The following is an 18,772-nucleotide window of genomic DNA, read 5'->3' on the forward strand; positions in this document are numbered from 1 at the left end:
CGATGAAGAAGTTCATGAACACAGCGGAAACCATGGTCGCCGAAAGCGTCGAAGGCTTTGTGCGCGCCCACGAGGAGTTCGTTGTGTTCGGCGCCGATCGCAAATACATACGCCGCCGCCACCTGGTTCCTGGCAAGGTTGCGATCATATCCGGCGGCGGCGCGGGTCATGAGCCGATGCACATCGGCTTCGTCGGTCGCGGCATGCTCGATGCCGCTTGTGTCGGACATATCTTCACCTCTCCAACGCCGAGCCAGATCATCAGCGCCATCGAGGAAGCGGACACCGGCGCGGGATGCCTGCTGGTCGTGAAGAACTATGACGGCGACGTCATGAATTTCGAGATGGCGGCTGAGATGGCAGCCAGCCGCCACCGAATTGAAATGGTGATCGTCAGCGACGACATCGAAACGGCAAGGACAGGCGACGAGCGCGGCCGCCGTGGTGTCGCCGGTACATTGATCGTGGAAAGGCTGCTCGGCGCCGCAGCCGAACAAGGCATGCCTCTCGCCCAACTGAAAACCTTTGGCGACGGCCTTGCTCCCCGCATCCGGTCAATGGGCGTCGCTCTGACCGGCGTGGCGGTGCCGCACACGCAGCGAACAACCTTCGCGCTCGGACCGAACGAAGTGGAAATGGGCGTCGGCATCCACGGAGAACCCGGCCACGCAAGGGAGCCCTTTTCCAACGCCGACACCATCGTCAGGCATCTGAGCGAGACGGTTTTCAACGACGTTGCCCGGGCCACCGGAAAGGCATTGCTTTTCGTCAACGGGCTTGGCGGCACGCCACCGGCCGAGCTCTACCTTGCCTACAACACCGCTCACCGTTTCATGCTGGACCACGGATTGCGGATTGAGCGCTCGCTTGTCGGCACCTACGCCACGTCGCTCGACATGCAGGGCCTGTCCGTCACCCTTGCGTTGTTGAGTGACGATGAGCTGTCCCTATGGGACTCGCCGGTTGCGACCGCCGCGTTGCGCTGGGCTTGCTAGTTCAGGACGCAATCGCGCATGGGCGCTTTCAAAATCCGCTGATAAGTTCCACCTTCGAGCCATCGCTGAAGCGCGAAAGCTTGAACGCACCCGGATCCACGACGGGCGACCGGCCCGTAACGATATCGGCCATCAGGCGCCCTGCGGCCGGTCCAATACCGAAACCATGCCCGGAAAATCCGGTCGCGATGTGAAAGCCCGGAATGGTGTCGACCGCCGAGATGACAGGGACCGCATCCGGGGTGACATCGATATACCCACCCCATCGCTGCGCGATTTCCGCTTCCTCGAATACCGGAAACGCCTTTCTCAGATTGCCCAACGCATCCTGTGTCAACTTCTTGGACGGCACCGGATCTAGAACGCGGTGATATTCGAATGGGCTCGCGTCATCCATCGACCAGCGCCTCGGAATGCGCAACTCGTCGAAGAAGCGGCCCGCCAACCGGAAGGAAAGCGACTTCCACTCGGAGCGCAAAGCCGGCAGAAAAGCTGCGGCGTAGCGGAACGAGGCTGGCACGATATCGACAATATTCTCGTGCCCAGAGGCCACGGTATAGCCGCCGTCCTGCCGCTTACGGATCGCGAAATCCTTCGCCCAGATCGTTTGCTCCGGTCCGCCCTCCAGCGGTTTCGTGCGTATCACGCTGTTCAGCACCTTGAGCTGCGGCAAATCGATGCCGAAGCGCCCGGCAAACAGGCTCGACCACGCCCCGCCGGCCAAGACCACGGCCGTGCAGGCAATTGAGCCACGCTCCGTAACCACGCCACTCACGGCTCCAGCAGCAGTTTCGATCCCGCGCACGGCGCATTCCGTCAGGATCGTCGCTCCCTTGTCGCGAGCGGCTTCCGCGATCGCCGGTGCCGCTTTTTGCGGCTCGGCCCGGCCATCCGCTGGTGTGTATAGGGCTCCTGCCATATCCAGGCTGGAGCCAGGAACGGTCTCGGCGAATTGCCGCGCCGTTAGCATACGCGATTCAATCTGGTAGCCGTCCAGATTGGTACGCCAGCGTTCGTGGTCAGCCAGTTCCTTCTCGTCGACGCAGGTGAAGATGATGCCGGCCCGCTTGAAGCCAGTATCGCGGCCTATTCGCTTGTCGAGCCCGTCCCAGATCCTTAGCGCTTCGGCCATCAGAGGCACCTCCCGCGGATCGCGCATCGAGATCCGCACCCAGCCCCAGTTCCGGCTCGACTGCTCCTTGCCGATCCCGCCCTTCTCGCAGAGCGTCACGCGCAAGCCACGTTCGGCAAGCTCCAGCGCCGTCGAGCAACCGATGATACCGCCGCCGATCACGACGACATCGCACTCTTTCGGCAGCTCCTCGTCACCATGGACGGGAACGACATAAGGACCGGGCATAAACAGTCGCCTCCAGGTAGGGACTCAACATCGATCGACGATCGATCCCTACAACTCCACCGGACTTTTAGGAACCCGCCGGAACTGCCGCTCAGGATTGCTTGAAGGCAAAGACGTCAACCGGTTCGCCCAATCCTCGGAGGGGAAACGGGCCAAGACTTTCCATTCCCGTCTCGCACGAGGCCATCTCGACGAAGGCCCTGGAGAACAGCACGGGCCGCTTGATCTCCTTCGTCAGGCTTTCCAGACGCGACGCCACGTTGACCGCAGGTCCGATGACCGTGAAATCGAGGCGCTTTCGAGAACCGATATTCCCGTACATGACGTCGCCGACATGTACGCCGATCCCATAGCGAAGCACTTCGCGGCCGTCCCGAGCATTCCGCTCATTCAAGGCATCCATGGCAGTTTGGGCTTCCTTGATTGCCATGAGCAAGTTTCTGCAGGCCATCGGATTGGTCAGTGGGAAGACCGCCAGCATCCCGTCGCCCATGAACTTGAGGATCTCACCGCCGTGCTTCTCGATCGGCTCCGACATGGCGTCGAAGTAGCCGTTCAACAGTTCAATCACATCATCGCGCGGCCAGTGGTCCGAGATCGTCGTAAAGTCGCGCAGATCGCAGATCATAATCGCCGCGCCAACGGTCACACCGCTGCCACGCGTCGTCGCTCCGGCCAGGATTTGCTCGCTGGCATGCGGGCCGACATAGGTCTCCAGAAAGGTTCGCGCCAGAATGTTCTTGAGCCGGATTTCCGTCACGAGGGTCAGAGCAGGAAGGAGATCCTTGAGAAAGGCGATGTGCTCTTCCCCGAAGCCACCTGGGCGGTCGCTCGAGAAGGTTACGATATGGCGCTTGCCAAGTGTATGCTCCATCGGCCAGGCGATGTATTCGGTTAGTCCCTCATCCCGGAGTTCGTCGTAGAACGGATGGTGACCGTCGTCCTCGCGCATCGCCTCGAGGTTTCTGCGGATCTCGTTTGCCCCACTGAAGATGTCGTCTATTGGGCTGTTGCGGAACTGCGGTGTGTTTTCCATACCGTAGCCGAACAGATCGATCTTGGCTTCGGTCAGGCCAACGCTCCAGAGAACGCGCGCGCCCAGCCATTGGGGATGAAGCGTCCTGAAATGCAACGATGCCCTCACGACCGGCACACCTTCCTCCTGCAACTGCTGGCACATCTGCACGAGTATGTTGTCGATGAACCGTTCTCCGCGGGTCTCGTTGATCAGCCAATCAAGTATTTTTCGCCGGCGTGACGGCCAGATACCTTCGTTTTGGGCAGCGAAATATGAAGGTGCGTCGGAAAGGGATTGCATGGCTACGCTCCACAAAGCTCATCGCCTCCCGATTGTAGGAGGGCTTCTGTCATCCAATAGATGGTGCCCAGCACGTCAGATTGAAATGCCTGGCACCGGCAGAGTTCTAGCCGAGCAACCGTCGGGTCTCCGCAATTGTCGCGCTACTTCCTGACAGCGGCCGATATTCCAGCCCGATCGCACCGCGGTAGCCATTTGCAAAAAGCCAATCCACGCGCTTCTTCAGGTCGATATTGCCGCTGCCCGGCTCATTGCGTCCCGGATGATCGGCGATGTGAACGTGGAATACCCGATCGACATTCCCGCCAATCACAGCAGCCGTGTCTTCGCCCATGACGGCCGAGTGGTAGACGTCGTAGACGATGCCTATCTCCGGTCGGCCCGTCGCCTTCACGATCTCGATGCCGTCAATGGTCGAATGAAGAAAATAACCGACGTGGTCGATCAGCGTGTTAAGCGGCTCAAGACCGAGGCGAACCCCACTGCCCTCGAGAACTTCGCCAGCGGCAGTCAGGGTTTCGATCAGCGCCGCCCTCTGCTCTTCACGTGACTTGCCGGGAAGATCGTCCCCTGCCTGCGCAATGAGTGTATGGGCGCCGAGGCGCCTAGCCGTTTCCATCGACCCTTTCAGGCCCTTCAGGAAAGCCTCCTTGTTGCCGATGTCAGTCAGCGGAATCATAGGCTCTGCCACGAAGCTGCTAAGTTCAATGCCGGTTTCGGTCAGAGCCCATTCGATGCTGCCGATATCTTTGTTCGTCCATCTCCAGAATTCGACGGCCTCCACACCATGCTCGTGCGCAAGTCGGATCCTGTCGGCAAAGTTTTCGGCTTCGGCTGCGAACAACCATTCGATACAGGCTGAAAGTCTCATGGCGACCTCGTTGAATCGGGAGTTCTTTCGCCAACAATAGTCGAGCGGCTGCAACAGGCCTATTGCAAAAAAAACCATTCTTTCGTTTCGGACTTGACCTCATATTCAGCATTGCTAACGTGAATGTGCGTATTAATCTCCCAACTCCGCCCGTCATTAATGACGGGCGTATCTTTTCCGGGGCCAGGAATTGCGACAGAGGGACGATGGCTGCGGTGGGCGTATCGTTTGATAAAGCAAGCTTGACAGCCTTGATTGCAGGCTTCCTGCTCGTGCTCCCCCAAACGGTCCTTTCACAGACGCCCGAGGCAACTTCGGATCGCGTCTGCGTCTATTCGCGCGAAGTGCCGGGCTCCGAACCGCTTTGCATAACCCGCGAGACATATGGGCGCGATCTCTGCGTCGCGATTGACCACTTTGCCCGGGAGAATCGGCTGCCGCCGGAGTACTTCGCCCGGTTGATCTGGCGGGAAAGCCGTTTCCGTGCCGGCGCCGTCAGTCCCAAGGGAGCGCAAGGCATTGCGCAGTTCATGCCTGGCACGGCCAGGCTGCGTGGGCTCAAGGACAGTTTCGACGTCCTTGAATCCCTGCAGGAATCGGCCCGGTATCTTGACGAATTACGAGCGCGTTTCGGCAATCTTGGCCTTGCCGCAGCAGCTTACAATGCCGGCGAGCAAGGGCTGGCGACCTACCTCGACACCGGATCGCTGCCCTTCGAGACACGCAGCTACGTGCTCGCGATTACCGCCAATTCGATCGAGCAATGGAAGAGCGACCCTCCCGACGATGCCGCGCAGTTTCTACGTCCGGACAAACCCTTCCTCGATGGCTGCGTTGAACTTGCTAGTACGCGACGCCTGACCGAAACCGCCTCGGTCCAGCAAGGACCGTGGGCGCCTTGGGGTGCGCAGGTTGCCGCGCACGGCAGCGATGCAGCTGCTCTTCGCCTGTTCACCGTCATCGCCCGCCAGCTTCCCGCGCCACTCGCGAGCGAAGAGCCGGTCATCGTGCGAATGCGCGACCGCAGCTTCGGTTTCAGGCCGCGCTATGCGGCCCGCATCGGCCGGCAGACGCGCGCCGAAGCCGACAAGGTCTGTGTGACCATCCGCGCCACGGGAGCCGCCTGCACCGTCTACAGGAACTGAACCGAGACGCTCCTGCCTATTTTAGGAGAGAGGATGAACATTGGCCTGACTTGCGCGTTTCCTCGTGCAGGAGGAAAGGGTCATGCACAGCACCTCAAACAGACAAATCAGAAACCCAGGGCCACGCGGCAGCAACATCGTGAACCGTCGCGGGCGAAGCAGGGTCGATGCCGCCGAAGAGCGCAAGCTTATGAAACTCCTTGGACGACACACCGGCGAACAAGAAAAGCCAAATGATACCGGCCGGCCACCGAAACTTCGGTAACGTCATGTGCCGGCGTCGGCGGTTTCAATCCCATAGGAAATCCGGGCTGATATCCTGATACGTCAATTTCAGCGTTCCGTCGGGCTGCACAACGTACCTTTCGAATGTGCGATAACCCCATTTACCCAGAAACGTGTGCTTGACCACCGTTCCCGGGGGATAGGGCGAGTGCATGACGCGTCCGTACGTCAGGCTTCCTGGAATCGGCTGGAGCGGCGCTGCAGTCGTGCTGCAGGCGGTTAGCGCGATTGCAAGAAATACTGCAGCATATCGCATGGCCACCTTTCCCACCTACGCTTGAATAGCTAGCCGCAAGATGCGGCCAGCTCATAGTCATGCCTACAAGTCGAACTGCGTTCAGCCCTGTGGCGTCAGCGTCATGGACGTTCCCGTTGCCGCTACGTTGAGACCGAGCTGTCCGGTGACGCTCAACGTCTGCAACTGGACCGAACCGTTGGTGCCGCCCAGGAGGACATTGGCTCCGACACCTGCGACAAGCGTCGCCTCGGCCGATGCCCCCTGATAGAGACCGCCCAACGAGCCACGATGGTATCCAGTGGTAGGCGCAAACACAGCCCACACAATTCGTCCGCGCGTTGTAAATCCAACGTCGACGCCCAACTTGCGGATCGCACCAGTGTATCGATCCTGCGTCTCGCCACCCGAGGTCGGGCTGAACACGCAATCCACCGACTTTGCCGAACCGAGGACGTAGCCAACGCCGCCGCCAACGTCGCACGTCAGGATCCCGATCTTGACGCCGTCCCGCAAGTCGGGCTCAGGTTGCTGGTAGGCGGCCACCAGATCGGCCGCCAAAACACCCGAGGCGAGAGTTTGCGAAAGGGCTGCGGCAGCAAGAACGGTTGCGATCTTCTTCATCATTTTCTCCTTGTATTGCGTGGAGATAGATAGCGTATCGCCCCGATTTACCAACCCCGCTGACGCATGGCTGCCCTTCGGATACTGCAACCTCGAACGCCTATCTTGCAAGGCAACGCGACCACCGGAAACTCAAAGCATCGCACGCGGAGGCCTTTCGCCGCCCATGGAACCTGGCCCTGCCCCAGCGCCACCAATGCGGCTCGGGAGGTTTGGACACGCCGCAAACTGCAAAGAAAAGCCCCGCGGTGTGGCGGGGCTTTCACTATCGTGACATCTCAAGAACAGCGTACCCAGAGTGGCACGACCTGATTGCAAAACGCCGCCGGTCGAGTTCTGTTCCCGACCGCCGTATAGACGCTATACCACTCGATGCGCAAACCCGCGCGCCGCGTCGATAAGCGCGCGCAGTTGCTTTTCGTCGTGGACCCCCTGACGATAAAACTCGATGATGATCGAGGCGATCCGCTCGGACTCGTCTGACGACGCTTCTATTCCCTGCTCATTGCGGACGTAATCAAGCACCCGATGACAGAGCGACAGATCCTTGGAGTGCAACGGCTCATCACGGCGGTTGTAGCGTTTATGGGACATGCTGGTTCCTCCCTCCTTCGCAAGCAGAAAGGAGCCCCGCGATAAGCGAGGCGGGTGACAGGGTATTTGGAAAAGGCCAAGGCAGAGTGTACGGATCGCCTCGGAACTGTGATGAGAACGTCACATGGGCTTGTTGGTTCCGCGTCTCGCGTTGACTTTGCGAAGGAAACGGCGTGGCCCGAACGTTCCGGAAGACCTCGCTGTCCCCAACGTCGCGGAACCCGCAACACGCACGCCATCAGCGCTTCAAGCACCGTATTGGCTATTCAGCGTATACCATTGTTTTCTTAAGGAATTTGGTGGGTGATGTAGGGCTCGAACCTACGACCCGCTGATTAAGAGTCAGCTGCTCTACCAACTGAGCTAATCACCCGTAACCGCCGTGTTGCGCGGTGTGAGGGGGCGTATAAACATGATCGTTCGGCTTGTCTAGCGCCTGCCTCAAAATTCTTTGGCGAATTGCGAAGTTTTTTGCGCATGGCTGAAATGCAATGAAATCAAAGGTCCAGCGTTCCGCTTGCAATACGCACCGCCTGCCCGCCAATCCGGGCATTTGCGATCGCTCCGCCTTCGACATCCATGTGCAGGTGAATGAAGGAGGGCCGGCCCATCTCCACACCCTGCTCGATCATCACGTCGTGTCGCCCGTCCGTCAGGCGGTCGAAGTGATGGATGGCGCCGGAGAGCGCAGCGGCGGCTGAACCCGTGGCCGGATCCTCCACGATACCCATGCCACTCGCAAACATGCGCGCGTGGAACTTGGCGATGTGATTCACCCCGCCGCGACAGTAAATATACGCCGACGCGAGTGCGCCATCGACAAAGGGAACGGTCGCTTCCCACAGCTGCGGATCGAAATCCATTCGCTGCGCCGCGCCGATGTCGTGAATGGGAACCATCAGGAACGGCACGCCGGCGCTCCACAGTGACGGCACGTGATTCTCGAAGCCAATCTCAGTCGCCTTCAGCGACAAGGCGTTGGCGATTCCAAGCTTGTCGAGCGGCATCGTGATTTGCTGCGACTTCCGCGGCAGGTCGAACTCGGCGAAGCTCGCCTCGCCTTCCCGCAACCGAACCGCGCAACGCACCGGCCCGACATTCTCTTCCAGCACCGAAACGAGGTCGATGGTCGACTTGCCGTGCGCTCGCTCAGCCAGCGCGATCGCCGTGCCGACCGTCGGATGCCCGGCAAAAGGCAACTCACGACCTGGCGTGAAGATCCGAATCCGAGCCGTATAGGCCGGATTGCCTGTGGGCTGAACGAAGACCGTTTCCGAGAGGTTCGTTTCCTTGGCGATCGCCTGCATGGCGTCATCGCTCAGGTCGTCACCGTCGAAGATGACGGCAAGCGGGTTACCGGCGAGCTTGCGGTCGGTAAACACGTCATAGACGCTGTAGCTGCGCGCCACATCGGCCTCCTTGTCTCGGTCCTCGTTTCGCCAACCTGCCCGACCGGACGAACGAGCGCAAGGCGTTAAGCGCCTCGCTTCTCTCCGAAGTACCAATCGATTACCGGGAGCATCGCAATATTGTAGGGCTGAGCCCGAGGATCGGCGGAACGTATGGCAACCGCCCCGGCAATTTCCTTGTCGTCGGCAACCAGCATGTGTGCGTGAATCCTGTCGATCATCTCGTCGGCGGTCATTTCAAAGCGGAAGAGACGGAGTACCGTTACGGTCCGCCGGACATGGCTGGCATAGTAGCGATCGCCCGGCTTGGCGTCGTTGAGATCGAGTCCTGTCTCCTCAAGCACTTCGCGACGCATATTGCCTTCGACGTCGCAGCGGCCAGCGGAGACATCTTCGGGCTCAAGCGAGCCTGCCGCAAAATAGACCTGCCCTGGATTGGCCGTGTGGCTTCCCATGCGGATCGCCACCAAAGCGTTATCGGCTGTTTCCAAAACAGGATAGGCAAACAGGTGGATGCCGCCCTGACGATTGGCCTGCCGGCGCCACCACATGAATGTCGAGAATGGTATGACATGGCCTTCGGCAGCCAGTCCGCTGTCAGTCAGCGCCAGCCGCTTCTGAAACACCATCCGACCATCGAAGAGCGCCGGGTTTGCGGCAGTTTCCTTTTCCCAGTTTTCCCGGATCGCGTCACGTTGCGAGAGATAAACGGGATGGTCACCCGACAGGACTTTCAGGTCCACGCCGGCAATCGGAAACACCGTCTGCTCGGGCGGCCAGCCGGCGAAATCCTCTGAGAAACAAACGCTCATATCAAATCCATTGTCATGACGACGGGGCAATGGTCGGAGGCCTTCGGTCTATCCCAGCCGGTGCGGGGATAGCGTTCGACCTCCTGGCCAGGCGGGAAAACCGTGCGATAAGGCTGTCCTTGCCGGACGATCTCCGGCAGCCGGTCGGCATTCGTGCGGCTGAGGGCGGCCGAAAGCCAGATATAGTCGAGCTGACACAGCCACTGCTCTTGCGGGCCGCGGGCGTGATAGAGCGTCCAGCGATCGAGCGGATCACGACGGCGAACGACGTTCTCCGCAAAACCATCATGGCTGAAGACGTCGAGTGCACTGAGGCTTTCGTCCCGATGCTCGAACCGGTATCCCGTCCGGCGACGCCCGATAACATCGACGCGCTCCTGATAGTCGTTCATATCCCCACATATGACGAACCGCTTGTCGTCCACGTGGCCGTTGAAACGTTCCTCAATGATGCGGCGTACAGCCAATGCTTCGGCGCGCCGCACGGGCATCGTACCGAGCCTGCTGTCGACGCCTTCCGTGCGCGGCCCGTCCATCGACTTGAAATGGACCACATAGAGCGACAGCGGAACGCCACCGATCTCAAGATCGAGCTCCAGGCAATCGCGCTTGAAGATCTTGTCATCGATGCGGTTGGTAACCTCCAGCTGATCGTCGAAAAGGTCAAGATCACGATAGGTGAGCATCGCATGGCTCTTGATATGCTTGACCTCGATCTTCTGCCCATCACGCGTCTCTTCCCGCATAAGGACCGCAACATCGATCCCGCGGCTGTCATTGCCCTCGACGAGATATTTTTGCCGGTAGCCATTGCCAACCATCCGGAACAGGTAGCCGTATTCGAAGGCCTGCAGCGCCTCCATGTTGTCGACCTCTTGCAGGCAGAGAATGTCGGCATCGGCATCCGCGATCGCCAGCGCCGTCATCTGTCGGGTATCGTCGGTCGAGGCAATCACGCGCGCCTGCTCGAGCTGTTGATAAACGCCTTCGTTGCGCACCTCGAAAAGCTTGATCACGCGGTCCTGGCGCAGTTGATTGCGGAAACCGGTAAAGTCGAAACGCGTCATGAGGTTTTCGACGTTGAAGGTGGCAATGCGAAGCGACATCGGGCATTTCCAGTTGGCATCGCGCCATTAGTAGTAGCTAAGTCTCGCTTCGCAAAGACGTTTCGACATCACAGCCGCCAGGCGGCGCGCACAACGGCCCGCACGTTGTCACCCACTTCGAGGCGCTCCCGGCTGAAAGCCCTAAGCGCCTGCCCGTCAGCAAGCACCAGCCTCACCGCATAGCGCTCGCCTTCATAGAGGATGGATTCGACGCGGGCAGCAATGCCCTCCCCCGATATCAGGACATCCTCCTGCCGAACCAGTATGTCCGCCTTCAGCCGGTGGTTTGCCTCGCTGGAGAACGACCGTTCGAGCATGCTCCAGTCGAACTGCCTGATGTCACCGGCCGGGGATGGAAGCGAAAGGATCGCGCCGCGACCAATCAGACCGCCGACCAGACGCCCCTCCGGTCGGGCGTAGATTTCCGCCGGCGGTGCGGCCTGCAGCAGGCGGCCCTCGGACATGACGGCAACATCGGTTGCCAGCGCCATCGCCTCGCTCTGATCATGCGTGACGTAGATCATCGTAGCACCAGAACGCTGATGGAACTCGCGAAACGTCTCCTCCATCTCCTGCTTCAAATGTCGGTCGAGGTTGGCAAGCGGCTCATCGAGCAGCACGACGTCGGGTGACGAGACAAGGCAGCGCGCCAACGCCACGCGCTGTCGCTGGCCACCCGAAAGATCGGCGGGGCGGCGCTCGGCGTGATCGGCAAGCCTTACCGTTGCCAGCGCCTCACGAACCTTCTGCTTGTAAGCCTCGCCGGAGATACCACGCACCTTCAAGGGATAGCCGACATTGTCGGCAACACTCATATGCGGCCAAAGCGCATAGGATTGGAACACCATCGCCATATTGCGCCGTTCCGGCGGCAGCGAACGGGATGCGTCGGCAAGCAGTCGCTCTCCGAGATGGATGGAACCGTCCGTCGGCGCCTCGAAACCGGCGATCATGCGCAGCACCGTGGTCTTACCGCAACCGGATGGTCCGAGCAGTGCCAGGAAGCCGCCGTGCCGCACCCTCAGGGAAAAATCGGCAACCGCCGCGCGGCCGGTGCCGAAATCCTTGGCGAGGTGATTGAGGATCAGTTCCGCCATGGGACGACCCCTCTCGGCAAGCGTTTTGCCATCAATTCCAGAAGCAGCATCATCAGAACGACCATGAGGACCACGAGCACCGACAGTGCCGACGCCAGATCGGAGCTGCCGCTGTCGTCGAGATTGTAGATTGCCACACCAAGCGTCTGGGTTCCCGCAGACCATAGGAGCGCGGAGATTGTGAGCTCATTGCAGGCGATCAGAAAAACCAGAATGACCGATGCTCCCGCAGCCGGGGCGATCAACGGCACGATTACATCGACGAGCCGCCGAAAGAAGCCCGCCCCCGAGAGCCTTGCGGCCTCCTCGAGCGCCGGGTCGAGCTGGTGAAACGCACTGACGACAGGCTTCAGGCTCACGGCGAAGAAACTGGAAAGATAGGCGATCAAGATGATCCAGATCGTCCCGTAGAGGGTCACATGCAGGAAAGGTATCGGCGCGGCAAACACGAGAATGAAGCACACGGCCATGACTATGCCTGGCAACGAATAAGGAATCTCGATCAGGCTTGAAACAATGCGGCTCGAAAGGTCTTTGCGGCGCGTGAGCGCGTAGGCCGCAAGCACAGTCACGACAAGGAGACACAGTGCCGTCCCGGCAGCAAGAGAAAGGGAATTGACGAAGGCCGATCGTGTGACTGCTTGGCGGAAGAGGATCTCATAAAAGGCGTTTACCGACATCGTCTTGAAGGTGAGCGGCACCCCGTACGCCGGGACGAGCGCACCCGCGAGGAGAGCAAAGAACGGTGCCGCCAACATGAAGAAAAGGCAGAGCCAGAGCAGCGGCTGCACAAGAAATTTCCAGCCTCCCAACTCGAATGCGGCGGTCGCGCCCGAGAGCCCAAGCACGCGGTAATCACGTCCACGCAAGGCGCGGTCCTGAATGGCAAGTCCGGCAACGGAAATGAGAGCGATGATCGCGGAAAGCACTGCCACGTCGCCAAAAGTCCGGCTCGTAAAGGCAGGGAACTTGGTGAAGATCAGCGTCGGAAGTGTGTAGATCGACGCGGGTATGCCGAGAATGGCAGGAATGCCGAAGTTGCCCGTGCACGAGACGAAGGAGATCGCGGCGCCGGCAATGATCCCAGGCAACGAAAGCGGCAGGATGATATCGCGGAAAACCCGAAAACTGCCCGACCCTGCCAGACGCGCCGCCTCCACACCATCACGGGGCAGCGCCATCAGGCCGGCGCGAAGTGCGAGATAGACGAGCGGCGCATGCTGCACGCCATAAAGCAGCGAAATGCCGCCCACGGAGTAAAGTGGCTGAGGCGATCCGAGCGGAGGGGCGACGTGTAATGCCTTAAGCAGCGGGCTCGAGGGCCCGGACATCTGTACCCAGGCAAGCGCCGTCACCTGCGGCGGAATCATCATCGGCAACACGAACAGGAAACTCAGCACGCCTTTGCCACGGATGTCCGTCAGCGTCAGCAGGAACGCGAAGGTGCAGCCGATGGCGAGAGAAATCAGCGTGCCAAGCACGGCCGTGACCAGCGTATAGTAGGTCGCTGACCAGAGCGCGGGATCCGACAATACCGAACCGACGCCGCCGTCTGCGAGCGCACCTACCCCCGTGACCGCAAGCCGCGCCAGCGGCAGCGCGCTCAGGATCAGAACAAGGATGGCGACAAAAGGAAACAGCCAGGCGGGCTGGCTGTTTCCGGGACGAACATATCCGTGCATCAGCGACGATCAGTTCGAACCGTAGATACCGGAGAAGGTCTTCAGGTCCTGATCGGTGTTCTTCAGCGCCTCTGCGGCATCGATCGGCAGCAGCGTGATGCTCTCACGAGCCGGAAAACCTTCGGGCAGCTTCATACCGTTGCGAGCCGGGATATAGCCGAGATTGAGGAAACCTTCCTGCCCCTTTTCAGAGAGGACGTAGTCGACGAACTTCTTCGCTGCGTCGACATTCTTCGAGCTCGCGAGAATGCCAACCGGCTCGGTCACGGCGGAGACGCCTTCCGTCGGGAATACGAACTCAACCGGCGCGCCCTTGGCCTTTTCGCGGATCGGCATGTAGTCGACGACCATGCCGAAGGCCTTTTCGCCTGATGCGACCGACTTGAGGACCGCACCGTTGCCGCCGGCAGCCGTTGCACCATTGGCGGCGAGGTCCTTGTAGAAGTCCCATCCCAGGCCATCGACGCCAGCCAGTGTCTGCGCGTGAATAAGGGCGGCACCTGACGTCAGAGGGCTAGGCATAGTCACGAGGCCCTTGGCTTCGGCCTTCGTCAGGTCCTTCCAGCTCGTCGGCTTGAACGAGGCGGACGTGTTGTAGACGATGCCGGTGGTGATCAGCTTTGTGGAGTAATAGTAGCCGTCGGCGTCGTAGAGCGACGCGTCGTAGCTTGCGGCTTCCGATGACTTGTAGGCCAGCAGCTTGCCAGCCTCCTTAAGGCGCTCAAGCGTGACCGTGTCCGCGATCAGGAGGACGTCGGCAACGGGATTGCCGGCTTCGATTTCAGCCTGCAGCTTCGCCATGATCTTCGGCGTGCCGTCGCGTACCCAGTCCACCTTGACGTCGGGATTGGCGGCCATGAAGCCGTCGACGGTCGCCTGCGCATCTTCATTCGGCTGACTGGTGTAGAGGACCAGATTGGCGGCATTGGCCGGAACTGCAAGCAAGCTCACTGCGAGCAGCGCGGCGGCGGAAACGATGGCTTTCATGGTGGATCCTCGATGATCGGAGAGCCGTTCCTAACCACCGCGGTTAACATGATTGTGACAGTCGGCTTCCAGACGCTGACACCCAATCATGCTCTTGACCCGCCTCCCTCTCCCCTATCTTCTACCGCACGTTTTTGACTCATGCATTTAAGGAGGAAGCATATGGAATACCGGCTTCTCGGCCGCTCTGGCCTCAAGATTTCGACAGTGACAATGGGGACGATGACGTTCGGTGGCCAAGGCTGGGCGAAGATGGTCGGCGATCTTGGGGTCGCCGAAGCGCGGCGGCTCGTCGACATCTGCCTCGACGCCGGCGTCAACCTCATCGATACGGCCGACGTTTATTCACAAGGCGTCTGCGAGGAAATCCTGGGCGAAATCATTGGCGGGCCGCGCAAGAATGGCGTGCTGATAGCGACCAAGGCGCGCTTCCCGATGGGAGATGGCCCGAACGACGTTGGCTCCTCTCGCTACCATCTCATCAGCGCTTGCGAAGCCAGCCTTCGGCGCATGAAGACCGATGTCATCGACCTCTACCAACTGCACGAATGGGATGGTCAGACGCCGCTCGAAGAAACATTGGAAGCGCTCGATACACTCGTCCGCCAGGGCAAGGTCCGCTATATCGGTTGCTCGAATTTCTCGGGCTGGCACATCATGAAGGCGCTCGGCGTCAGCGAGCGGGAAAAACGCGAACGTTTTGTAAGCCAGCAGATCCACTACACGCTCGAAGCGCGCGATGCCGAATACGAACTGCTGCCGATCAGCGTCGACCAAGGGCTTGGGGTACTCGTCTGGAGCCCGCTCGCCGCCGGTCTGCTCTCGGGCAAGCATCGTCGCAATCAGGCCGCACCTGAGGGCTCGCGCCAGTTCGCAGGCTGGACCGAGCCGCCGATCCGCGACGAAAACCGCCTCTGGAATATCGTGGAAACGCTGGTGGCGATTGCCAATGAGCGCGGCGTGTCGGCAGCACAGGTGGCACTCGCCTGGCTGATCGGCCGCAAGGCTGTTACGTCAGTCATCATCGGTGGCCGTACCGAAGCCCAGTTCAAGGACAATCTGGCCGCCGCCGACCTGAAGCTGACGGACGACGAGCGCAAGCGCCTCGATGCGGTAAGTCTGCCGCCCATTCTCTATCCGTATTGGCACCAGCTCAACACCGCAAGCGACCGGCTAAGTGAGGCCGACCTGGAATTGCTCGGCCCACACGTGAATCGGTAGTCGGTTGCGAAAATATCGGCGGCAGGTCAGCCGCCGATCTCACTCTCTATCAGCGCACCGAGTCGGCTGATGCCTTCTTCGATCATCTGATCGTTCGCGCAGGAGAAGCTGACACGGAAGGTGTTCGCTCCCGAACCGTCAGCGAAGAATGCCTTGCCGGGGACAAATGCGACCTTGGCCGTCTCCAGCGACTTGGCAAGCAGTTGCGCGCCGTCCATACCCTCGGGCAGCGTCACCCAGATGAACATGCCACCTTCCGGCTTGGTCCAGCTCGTTCCAGCCGGCATATACTTCTCCAGAGCCGCCAGCATGACATTGCGGCGATGGCTGTAGACAGACTTGATCTTGGCGACCTGCGCATCGAAACCGCGCTCTGCGACGTGCGCGATCGCCATCTGGTTGATCGTCGACGAGTGCAGGTCGGCCGCCTGTTTCATCAGCACGAGCTTGCGGATAACAGGAGCACTGGCAACGATGAAGCCGACACGAAGGCCCGGCGCCAGCGTCTTCGAGAAGCTGCCGCAGTAGATGGTGCGGGTGTCGTTGATGTTACCCTTCTTTGCGATTTCGGTCGCCAGGATCGGCGCGATCGGCATCCCGTCGTAGCGTAGCGACTGATAAGCCGCGTCTTCGATAACGGCGATATCGAGCTCCTCGGCTAGCGCGAGGACCTTCTCGCGGCCAGCCTGATCGACTGTTTCACCCGTCGGGTTGGCAAAGTCGGCTGAGAGATAGGCGAACTTCACCTTGCCGCCTGCGGCGGACGCCTGCGCCCGATAGGAATCGGGCGTGCGGTTGCCGTTCGGCGTCAGCTGGTCATAGGTCGGCTCGTAGGCATTGAAGGCCTGCAGCGCGCCGAGATAGGTCGGCCAAGTGACGAGTGCGGTATCGTCAGGCGACAAGAACAGCTTGCCGAGATAATCCAGGCCTTGCTGTGAGCCGGAAACAATGAAGACGTTCTCAAGCTCGCACGGAATCTTGAGCGCGGCCATCTGCTTGACCAGCCATTCGCGAAGCGGCTTATAGCCTTCGCTGACCGAATACTGGAGCGCCGAATTTACTGCCGAGCTATTGAAGATATCGGCATAGGCCGCCTTGAACTCCTGATCGGGGAAAAGCGCCGGATCCGGAATGCCACCTGCAAAGGAGATAATGTCGGGGCGGTCAAGAAGCTTCAGGAGCTCGCGGATCTCAGATGCGCGCATCCGGGAAGAACGCGTCGCGAATATTCCTTCCCAATTCAACATGGGCATTTCCTCGTAATTTTTTGTCTTTAGGAGACAGAACCACGCAACAAATGATAAGTCAACATTGCTGACCTATTTGTCTATCACGATGACAAATCTGTGGCCCCTTAAAGCTAAAAAAATCAGAGGTGCGACCGGAAAATGATACGGAAAGGCCCTGCCTCCCGAGGGAAACAGGGCCGTTGGCGCTGTGATAGATTATTGACGGAAAAGCGATGCGATCTGCTCTTGGGTCGGCAGCTGGCCCCGCGGTGTCAGCTTGTCGACCACTCCTGGCAGAACCGTCGAAAGTTGGTTCAGCAACTCCTGTTCGCTGATTCCCGCCTGACGTGCGAGATCGCTTATCGTCTTGGAGCCGAGCGCATCATTAAGGCTACCGGGCGCGATTGGCTTGTTCTGCCCGGGCTGGACCCAGGAATCCACCGTGTCGCCCTGCCCGGCTTCCGTCAGCTTGCCGAGAAGGCCACCAAGACCGCCGAGCCCACCTAGGCCACCGAGAAGCCCGCCGTCGCCGGCCTGGGGACTAGCCTGCGGATTGGCCTGCTGGGCGGTTTGATCGGCCTGGCTGCCTCCGCCACCAAGGAGCTTTCCCACCAGCAACGCACCAAGAGCAATCATCATCGGTTTCGATATACTTCCGCCTGGAACGGCGTCATCAAAGATACCCATGCCATCCTCCTTTTCGGTTTCTTCATTTCACAGAAAAACAACTGTAGAATGAAAGCATAAGGTTCCTGCGAACCTTGAATTCCCCGACGAGCTATTTAGCTTGAACGGGAAGATGGCCTGAATATTCAACCAATCAAGGAGGGGAAACGCAGATGTCAGTAATCGCTTGGATTATCCTTGGACTGATTGCAGGATTTATCGGCAGCAAGATCGTCAACAAGTCGGGCGCGGGGATGCTCATGGACATCGTCCTCGGTATCGTCGGCGCAATCGTCGGCGGTGTGATCTTCAGCTTCTTCGGTGCATCTGGCGTGACCGGCCTTAATATCTACAGCCTCGTCGTGGCCGTCATTGGTGCCGTCGTGGTGCTGTGGCTCTACCACGCCGTAAGCGGGCGCCGCTCCATCTAGCTTGTTATTGACGTCGACGGAATAAGCGTCGCCTCAAAGGCGGCGACTTTGTGCGTGTAACTCCGGCCTTGGCTCATTGGGCAAGCGATCATGGCAGACGAGAGTACATCTGCATTCTATGACGACAACGCGGCCACCTATGCTTCGCGGCAACGCACCTTGCCCGTTCGACGGCTGGACGCCTTCTTGTCGCTGCTGCCTCCGGGCGCGGCCATCCTCGACTTGGGTTGCGGCGGAGGCCAGGACAGTGCCTACATGCTGTCAAAGGGTTTCGACGTGACGCCGACCGACGGATCGCCAGCAATCGCGAAACAGGCGGCATCCCTACTCAAGCGTCCTGTTGCAGTGTTGCGCTTCGAGGATCTCGACGAAGACGAAGCCTTCGATGGCGTCTGGGCCGAGGCCAGCCTGTTGCACGTTCCCCGGGCCAGCCTTCCTGATGTCCTGGAGCGCGTTCGTGGCGCACTGCGACCGGGCGGCACATTTCATGCTACGTTCAAGGCGGGCGAAGCCGAAGGGCACGACAGCCTCGGTCGTTATTACAACTACCCGTCGGCGGAACTGCTGTCGGAAATGCTGAGCAATGGCGGCTGGCACAACATCGTCATCAGCGAAGGCGACGGTACCGGTTACGACGGAAAGCCGACACGCTGGCTTGCCGTGCGAACGCAAAAATAAAGGCCGGAGCTTTCGCCCCGGCCCCGC

19 protein-coding genes and 1 tRNA gene are annotated in these 18,772 nt (G+C 60.0%); 5 read left to right on the forward strand and 15 right to left on the reverse strand.

Going from position 1 to position 18,772, the window contains the following annotated elements; translation table 11 throughout:
• Positions 1-2: 2 nt before the first annotated feature.
• Positions 3-995, forward strand: a complete 993-nt coding sequence (locus tag JNB88_RS23705) for a dihydroxyacetone kinase subunit DhaK (RefSeq protein ID WP_220357557.1) — start codon at positions 3-5, stop codon at positions 993-995.
• Positions 996-1,023: 28 nt separating this feature from the next.
• Here JNB88_RS23705 and JNB88_RS23710 read toward each other — a convergent pair whose 3' ends face one another.
• The 3 genes from JNB88_RS23710 to JNB88_RS23720 all read right to left on the reverse strand — a co-directional run bounded on the left by JNB88_RS23710 (position 1,024) and on the right by JNB88_RS23720 (position 4,544).
• Positions 1,024-2,355: an NAD(P)/FAD-dependent oxidoreductase gene (locus JNB88_RS23710; RefSeq protein WP_220357558.1), complete on the reverse strand. Its 1,332-nt coding sequence runs from the start codon at positions 2,353-2,355 to the stop codon at positions 1,024-1,026.
• Positions 2,356-2,446: 91 nt separating this feature from the next.
• Positions 2,447-3,673: an adenylate/guanylate cyclase domain-containing protein gene (locus tag JNB88_RS23715; protein WP_220357559.1), complete on the reverse strand. Its 1,227-nt coding sequence runs from the start codon at positions 3,671-3,673 to the stop codon at positions 2,447-2,449.
• A gap of 106 nt (positions 3,674-3,779) precedes the next feature.
• Positions 3,780-4,544 carry a TIM barrel protein gene (locus tag JNB88_RS23720; protein ID WP_220357560.1) on the reverse strand — a complete coding sequence of 255 codons (765 nt, stop codon included), beginning with the start codon at positions 4,542-4,544 and terminating at the stop codon, positions 3,780-3,782.
• A gap of 206 nt (positions 4,545-4,750) precedes the next feature.
• On the opposite strand from JNB88_RS23720, the gene JNB88_RS23725 reads away from it, so the two are divergent.
• Positions 4,751-5,689 (forward strand): lytic transglycosylase domain-containing protein, encoded by a 939-nt coding sequence (locus JNB88_RS23725; protein WP_220357561.1) that lies wholly within the window; start codon positions 4,751-4,753, stop codon positions 5,687-5,689.
• A gap of 289 nt (positions 5,690-5,978) precedes the next feature.
• Here JNB88_RS23725 and JNB88_RS23730 read toward each other — a convergent pair whose 3' ends face one another.
• The 10 genes from JNB88_RS23730 to JNB88_RS23775 all read right to left on the reverse strand — a co-directional run bounded on the left by JNB88_RS23730 (position 5,979) and on the right by JNB88_RS23775 (position 14,520).
• Positions 5,979-6,230, reverse strand: coding sequence for a hypothetical protein (locus JNB88_RS23730; RefSeq protein WP_220357562.1), 252 nt, complete (start codon positions 6,228-6,230; stop codon positions 5,979-5,981).
• A gap of 81 nt (positions 6,231-6,311) precedes the next feature.
• On the reverse strand, positions 6,312-6,833 hold the full coding sequence (locus JNB88_RS23735) for a DUF992 domain-containing protein (protein ID WP_220357563.1): 522 nt from the start codon (positions 6,831-6,833) through the stop codon (positions 6,312-6,314).
• Between the two features lie 360 nt (positions 6,834-7,193).
• Positions 7,194-7,427, reverse strand: coding sequence for a hypothetical protein (locus tag JNB88_RS23740; protein WP_220357564.1), 234 nt, complete (start codon positions 7,425-7,427; stop codon positions 7,194-7,196).
• Between the two features lie 297 nt (positions 7,428-7,724).
• Positions 7,725-7,800, reverse strand: a tRNA-Lys gene (locus JNB88_RS23745).
• Positions 7,801-7,924: 124 nt separating this feature from the next.
• Positions 7,925-8,836: a PhzF family phenazine biosynthesis isomerase gene (locus JNB88_RS23750; protein WP_037128949.1), complete on the reverse strand. Its 912-nt coding sequence runs from the start codon at positions 8,834-8,836 to the stop codon at positions 7,925-7,927.
• Positions 8,837-8,901: 65 nt separating this feature from the next.
• Entirely contained in the window at positions 8,902-9,648 is a 747-nt protein-coding gene (locus JNB88_RS23755; protein WP_220357565.1) for an NUDIX hydrolase, read from the reverse strand.
• Entirely contained in the window at positions 9,645-10,754 is a 1,110-nt protein-coding gene (locus JNB88_RS23760; protein WP_220357566.1) for an endonuclease/exonuclease/phosphatase family protein, read from the reverse strand. The genes JNB88_RS23755 and JNB88_RS23760 overlap by 4 nt, the downstream gene beginning before the upstream one ends.
• A gap of 68 nt (positions 10,755-10,822) precedes the next feature.
• Entirely contained in the window at positions 10,823-11,851 is a 1,029-nt protein-coding gene (locus JNB88_RS23765) for an ABC transporter ATP-binding protein (RefSeq protein ID WP_220357567.1), read from the reverse strand.
• The gene (locus JNB88_RS23770; protein ID WP_220357568.1) at positions 11,839-13,533 is read right to left on the reverse strand and encodes an ABC transporter permease; all 1,695 of its coding nucleotides are present in this window, start codon (positions 13,531-13,533) and stop codon (positions 11,839-11,841) included. The genes JNB88_RS23765 and JNB88_RS23770 overlap by 13 nt, the downstream gene beginning before the upstream one ends.
• A gap of 9 nt (positions 13,534-13,542) precedes the next feature.
• On the reverse strand, positions 13,543-14,520 hold the full coding sequence (locus JNB88_RS23775) for an ABC transporter substrate-binding protein (RefSeq protein ID WP_220357569.1): 978 nt from the start codon (positions 14,518-14,520) through the stop codon (positions 13,543-13,545).
• A gap of 162 nt (positions 14,521-14,682) precedes the next feature.
• On the opposite strand from JNB88_RS23775, the gene JNB88_RS23780 reads away from it, so the two are divergent.
• On the forward strand, positions 14,683-15,741 hold the full coding sequence (locus tag JNB88_RS23780; protein ID WP_220357570.1) for an aldo/keto reductase: 1,059 nt from the start codon (positions 14,683-14,685) through the stop codon (positions 15,739-15,741).
• Positions 15,742-15,767: 26 nt separating this feature from the next.
• On the opposite strand, the gene JNB88_RS23785 is transcribed toward JNB88_RS23780, so the two are convergent.
• Complete coding sequence (locus JNB88_RS23785) at positions 15,768-16,988, reverse strand: aminotransferase-like domain-containing protein (RefSeq protein WP_220357571.1); 1,221 nt, start codon at positions 16,986-16,988, stop codon at positions 15,768-15,770.
• A gap of 198 nt (positions 16,989-17,186) precedes the next feature.
• Complete coding sequence (locus JNB88_RS23790) at positions 17,187-17,657, reverse strand: YidB family protein (protein ID WP_220357572.1); 471 nt, start codon at positions 17,655-17,657, stop codon at positions 17,187-17,189.
• Positions 17,658-17,809: 152 nt separating this feature from the next.
• On the opposite strand from JNB88_RS23790, the gene JNB88_RS23795 reads away from it, so the two are divergent.
• Positions 17,810-18,067 (forward strand): GlsB/YeaQ/YmgE family stress response membrane protein, encoded by a 258-nt coding sequence (locus JNB88_RS23795; RefSeq protein WP_037128968.1) that lies wholly within the window; start codon positions 17,810-17,812, stop codon positions 18,065-18,067.
• Between the two features lie 90 nt (positions 18,068-18,157).
• On the forward strand, positions 18,158-18,745 hold the full coding sequence (locus JNB88_RS23800; protein WP_220357573.1) for a class I SAM-dependent methyltransferase: 588 nt from the start codon (positions 18,158-18,160) through the stop codon (positions 18,743-18,745).
• Positions 18,746-18,772 lie beyond the last annotated feature (27 nt).

Origin of the sequence: Rhizobium cauense (assembly GCF_019511525.1) — a bacterium.
Taxonomy (GTDB): Bacteria; Pseudomonadota; Alphaproteobacteria; order Rhizobiales; family Rhizobiaceae; genus Rhizobium; species Rhizobium cauense.

Excerpts from the sequence above, each read along its gene's own strand:
- JNB88_RS23775 (WP_220357569.1), bottom strand. The coding sequence starts at position 14,520 with ATGAAAGCCATCGTTTCCGCCGCCGCGCTGCTCGCAGTGAGCTTGCTT.
- JNB88_RS23800 (WP_220357573.1), top strand. The coding sequence starts at position 18,158 with ATGGCAGACGAGAGTACATCTGCATTCTATGACGACAACGCGGCCACC.
- JNB88_RS23765 (WP_220357567.1), bottom strand. The coding sequence starts at position 11,851 with ATGGCGGAACTGATCCTCAATCACCTCGCCAAGGATTTCGGCACCGGC.
- JNB88_RS23795 (WP_037128968.1), top strand. The coding sequence starts at position 17,810 with ATGTCAGTAATCGCTTGGATTATCCTTGGACTGATTGCAGGATTTATC.
- JNB88_RS23790 (WP_220357572.1), bottom strand. The coding sequence starts at position 17,657 with ATGGGTATCTTTGATGACGCCGTTCCAGGCGGAAGTATATCGAAACCG.
- JNB88_RS23760 (WP_220357566.1), bottom strand. The coding sequence starts at position 10,754 with ATGTCGCTTCGCATTGCCACCTTCAACGTCGAAAACCTCATGACGCGT.
- JNB88_RS23710 (WP_220357558.1), bottom strand. The coding sequence starts at position 2,355 with ATGCCCGGTCCTTATGTCGTTCCCGTCCATGGTGACGAGGAGCTGCCG.
- JNB88_RS23780 (WP_220357570.1), top strand. The coding sequence starts at position 14,683 with ATGGAATACCGGCTTCTCGGCCGCTCTGGCCTCAAGATTTCGACAGTG.
- JNB88_RS23735 (WP_220357563.1), bottom strand. The coding sequence starts at position 6,833 with ATGAAGAAGATCGCAACCGTTCTTGCTGCCGCAGCCCTTTCGCAAACT.
- JNB88_RS23705 (WP_220357557.1), top strand. The coding sequence starts at position 3 with ATGAAGAAGTTCATGAACACAGCGGAAACCATGGTCGCCGAAAGCGTC.
- JNB88_RS23755 (WP_220357565.1), bottom strand. The coding sequence starts at position 9,648 with ATGAGCGTTTGTTTCTCAGAGGATTTCGCCGGCTGGCCGCCCGAGCAG.
- JNB88_RS23725 (WP_220357561.1), top strand. The coding sequence starts at position 4,751 with ATGGCTGCGGTGGGCGTATCGTTTGATAAAGCAAGCTTGACAGCCTTG.
- JNB88_RS23730 (WP_220357562.1), bottom strand. The coding sequence starts at position 6,230 with ATGCGATATGCTGCAGTATTTCTTGCAATCGCGCTAACCGCCTGCAGC.
- JNB88_RS23740 (WP_220357564.1), bottom strand. The coding sequence starts at position 7,427 with ATGTCCCATAAACGCTACAACCGCCGTGATGAGCCGTTGCACTCCAAG.
- JNB88_RS23720 (WP_220357560.1), bottom strand. The coding sequence starts at position 4,544 with ATGAGACTTTCAGCCTGTATCGAATGGTTGTTCGCAGCCGAAGCCGAA.
- JNB88_RS23770 (WP_220357568.1), bottom strand. The coding sequence starts at position 13,533 with ATGCACGGATATGTTCGTCCCGGAAACAGCCAGCCCGCCTGGCTGTTT.
- JNB88_RS23715 (WP_220357559.1), bottom strand. The coding sequence starts at position 3,673 with ATGCAATCCCTTTCCGACGCACCTTCATATTTCGCTGCCCAAAACGAA.
- JNB88_RS23785 (WP_220357571.1), bottom strand. The coding sequence starts at position 16,988 with ATGTTGAATTGGGAAGGAATATTCGCGACGCGTTCTTCCCGGATGCGC.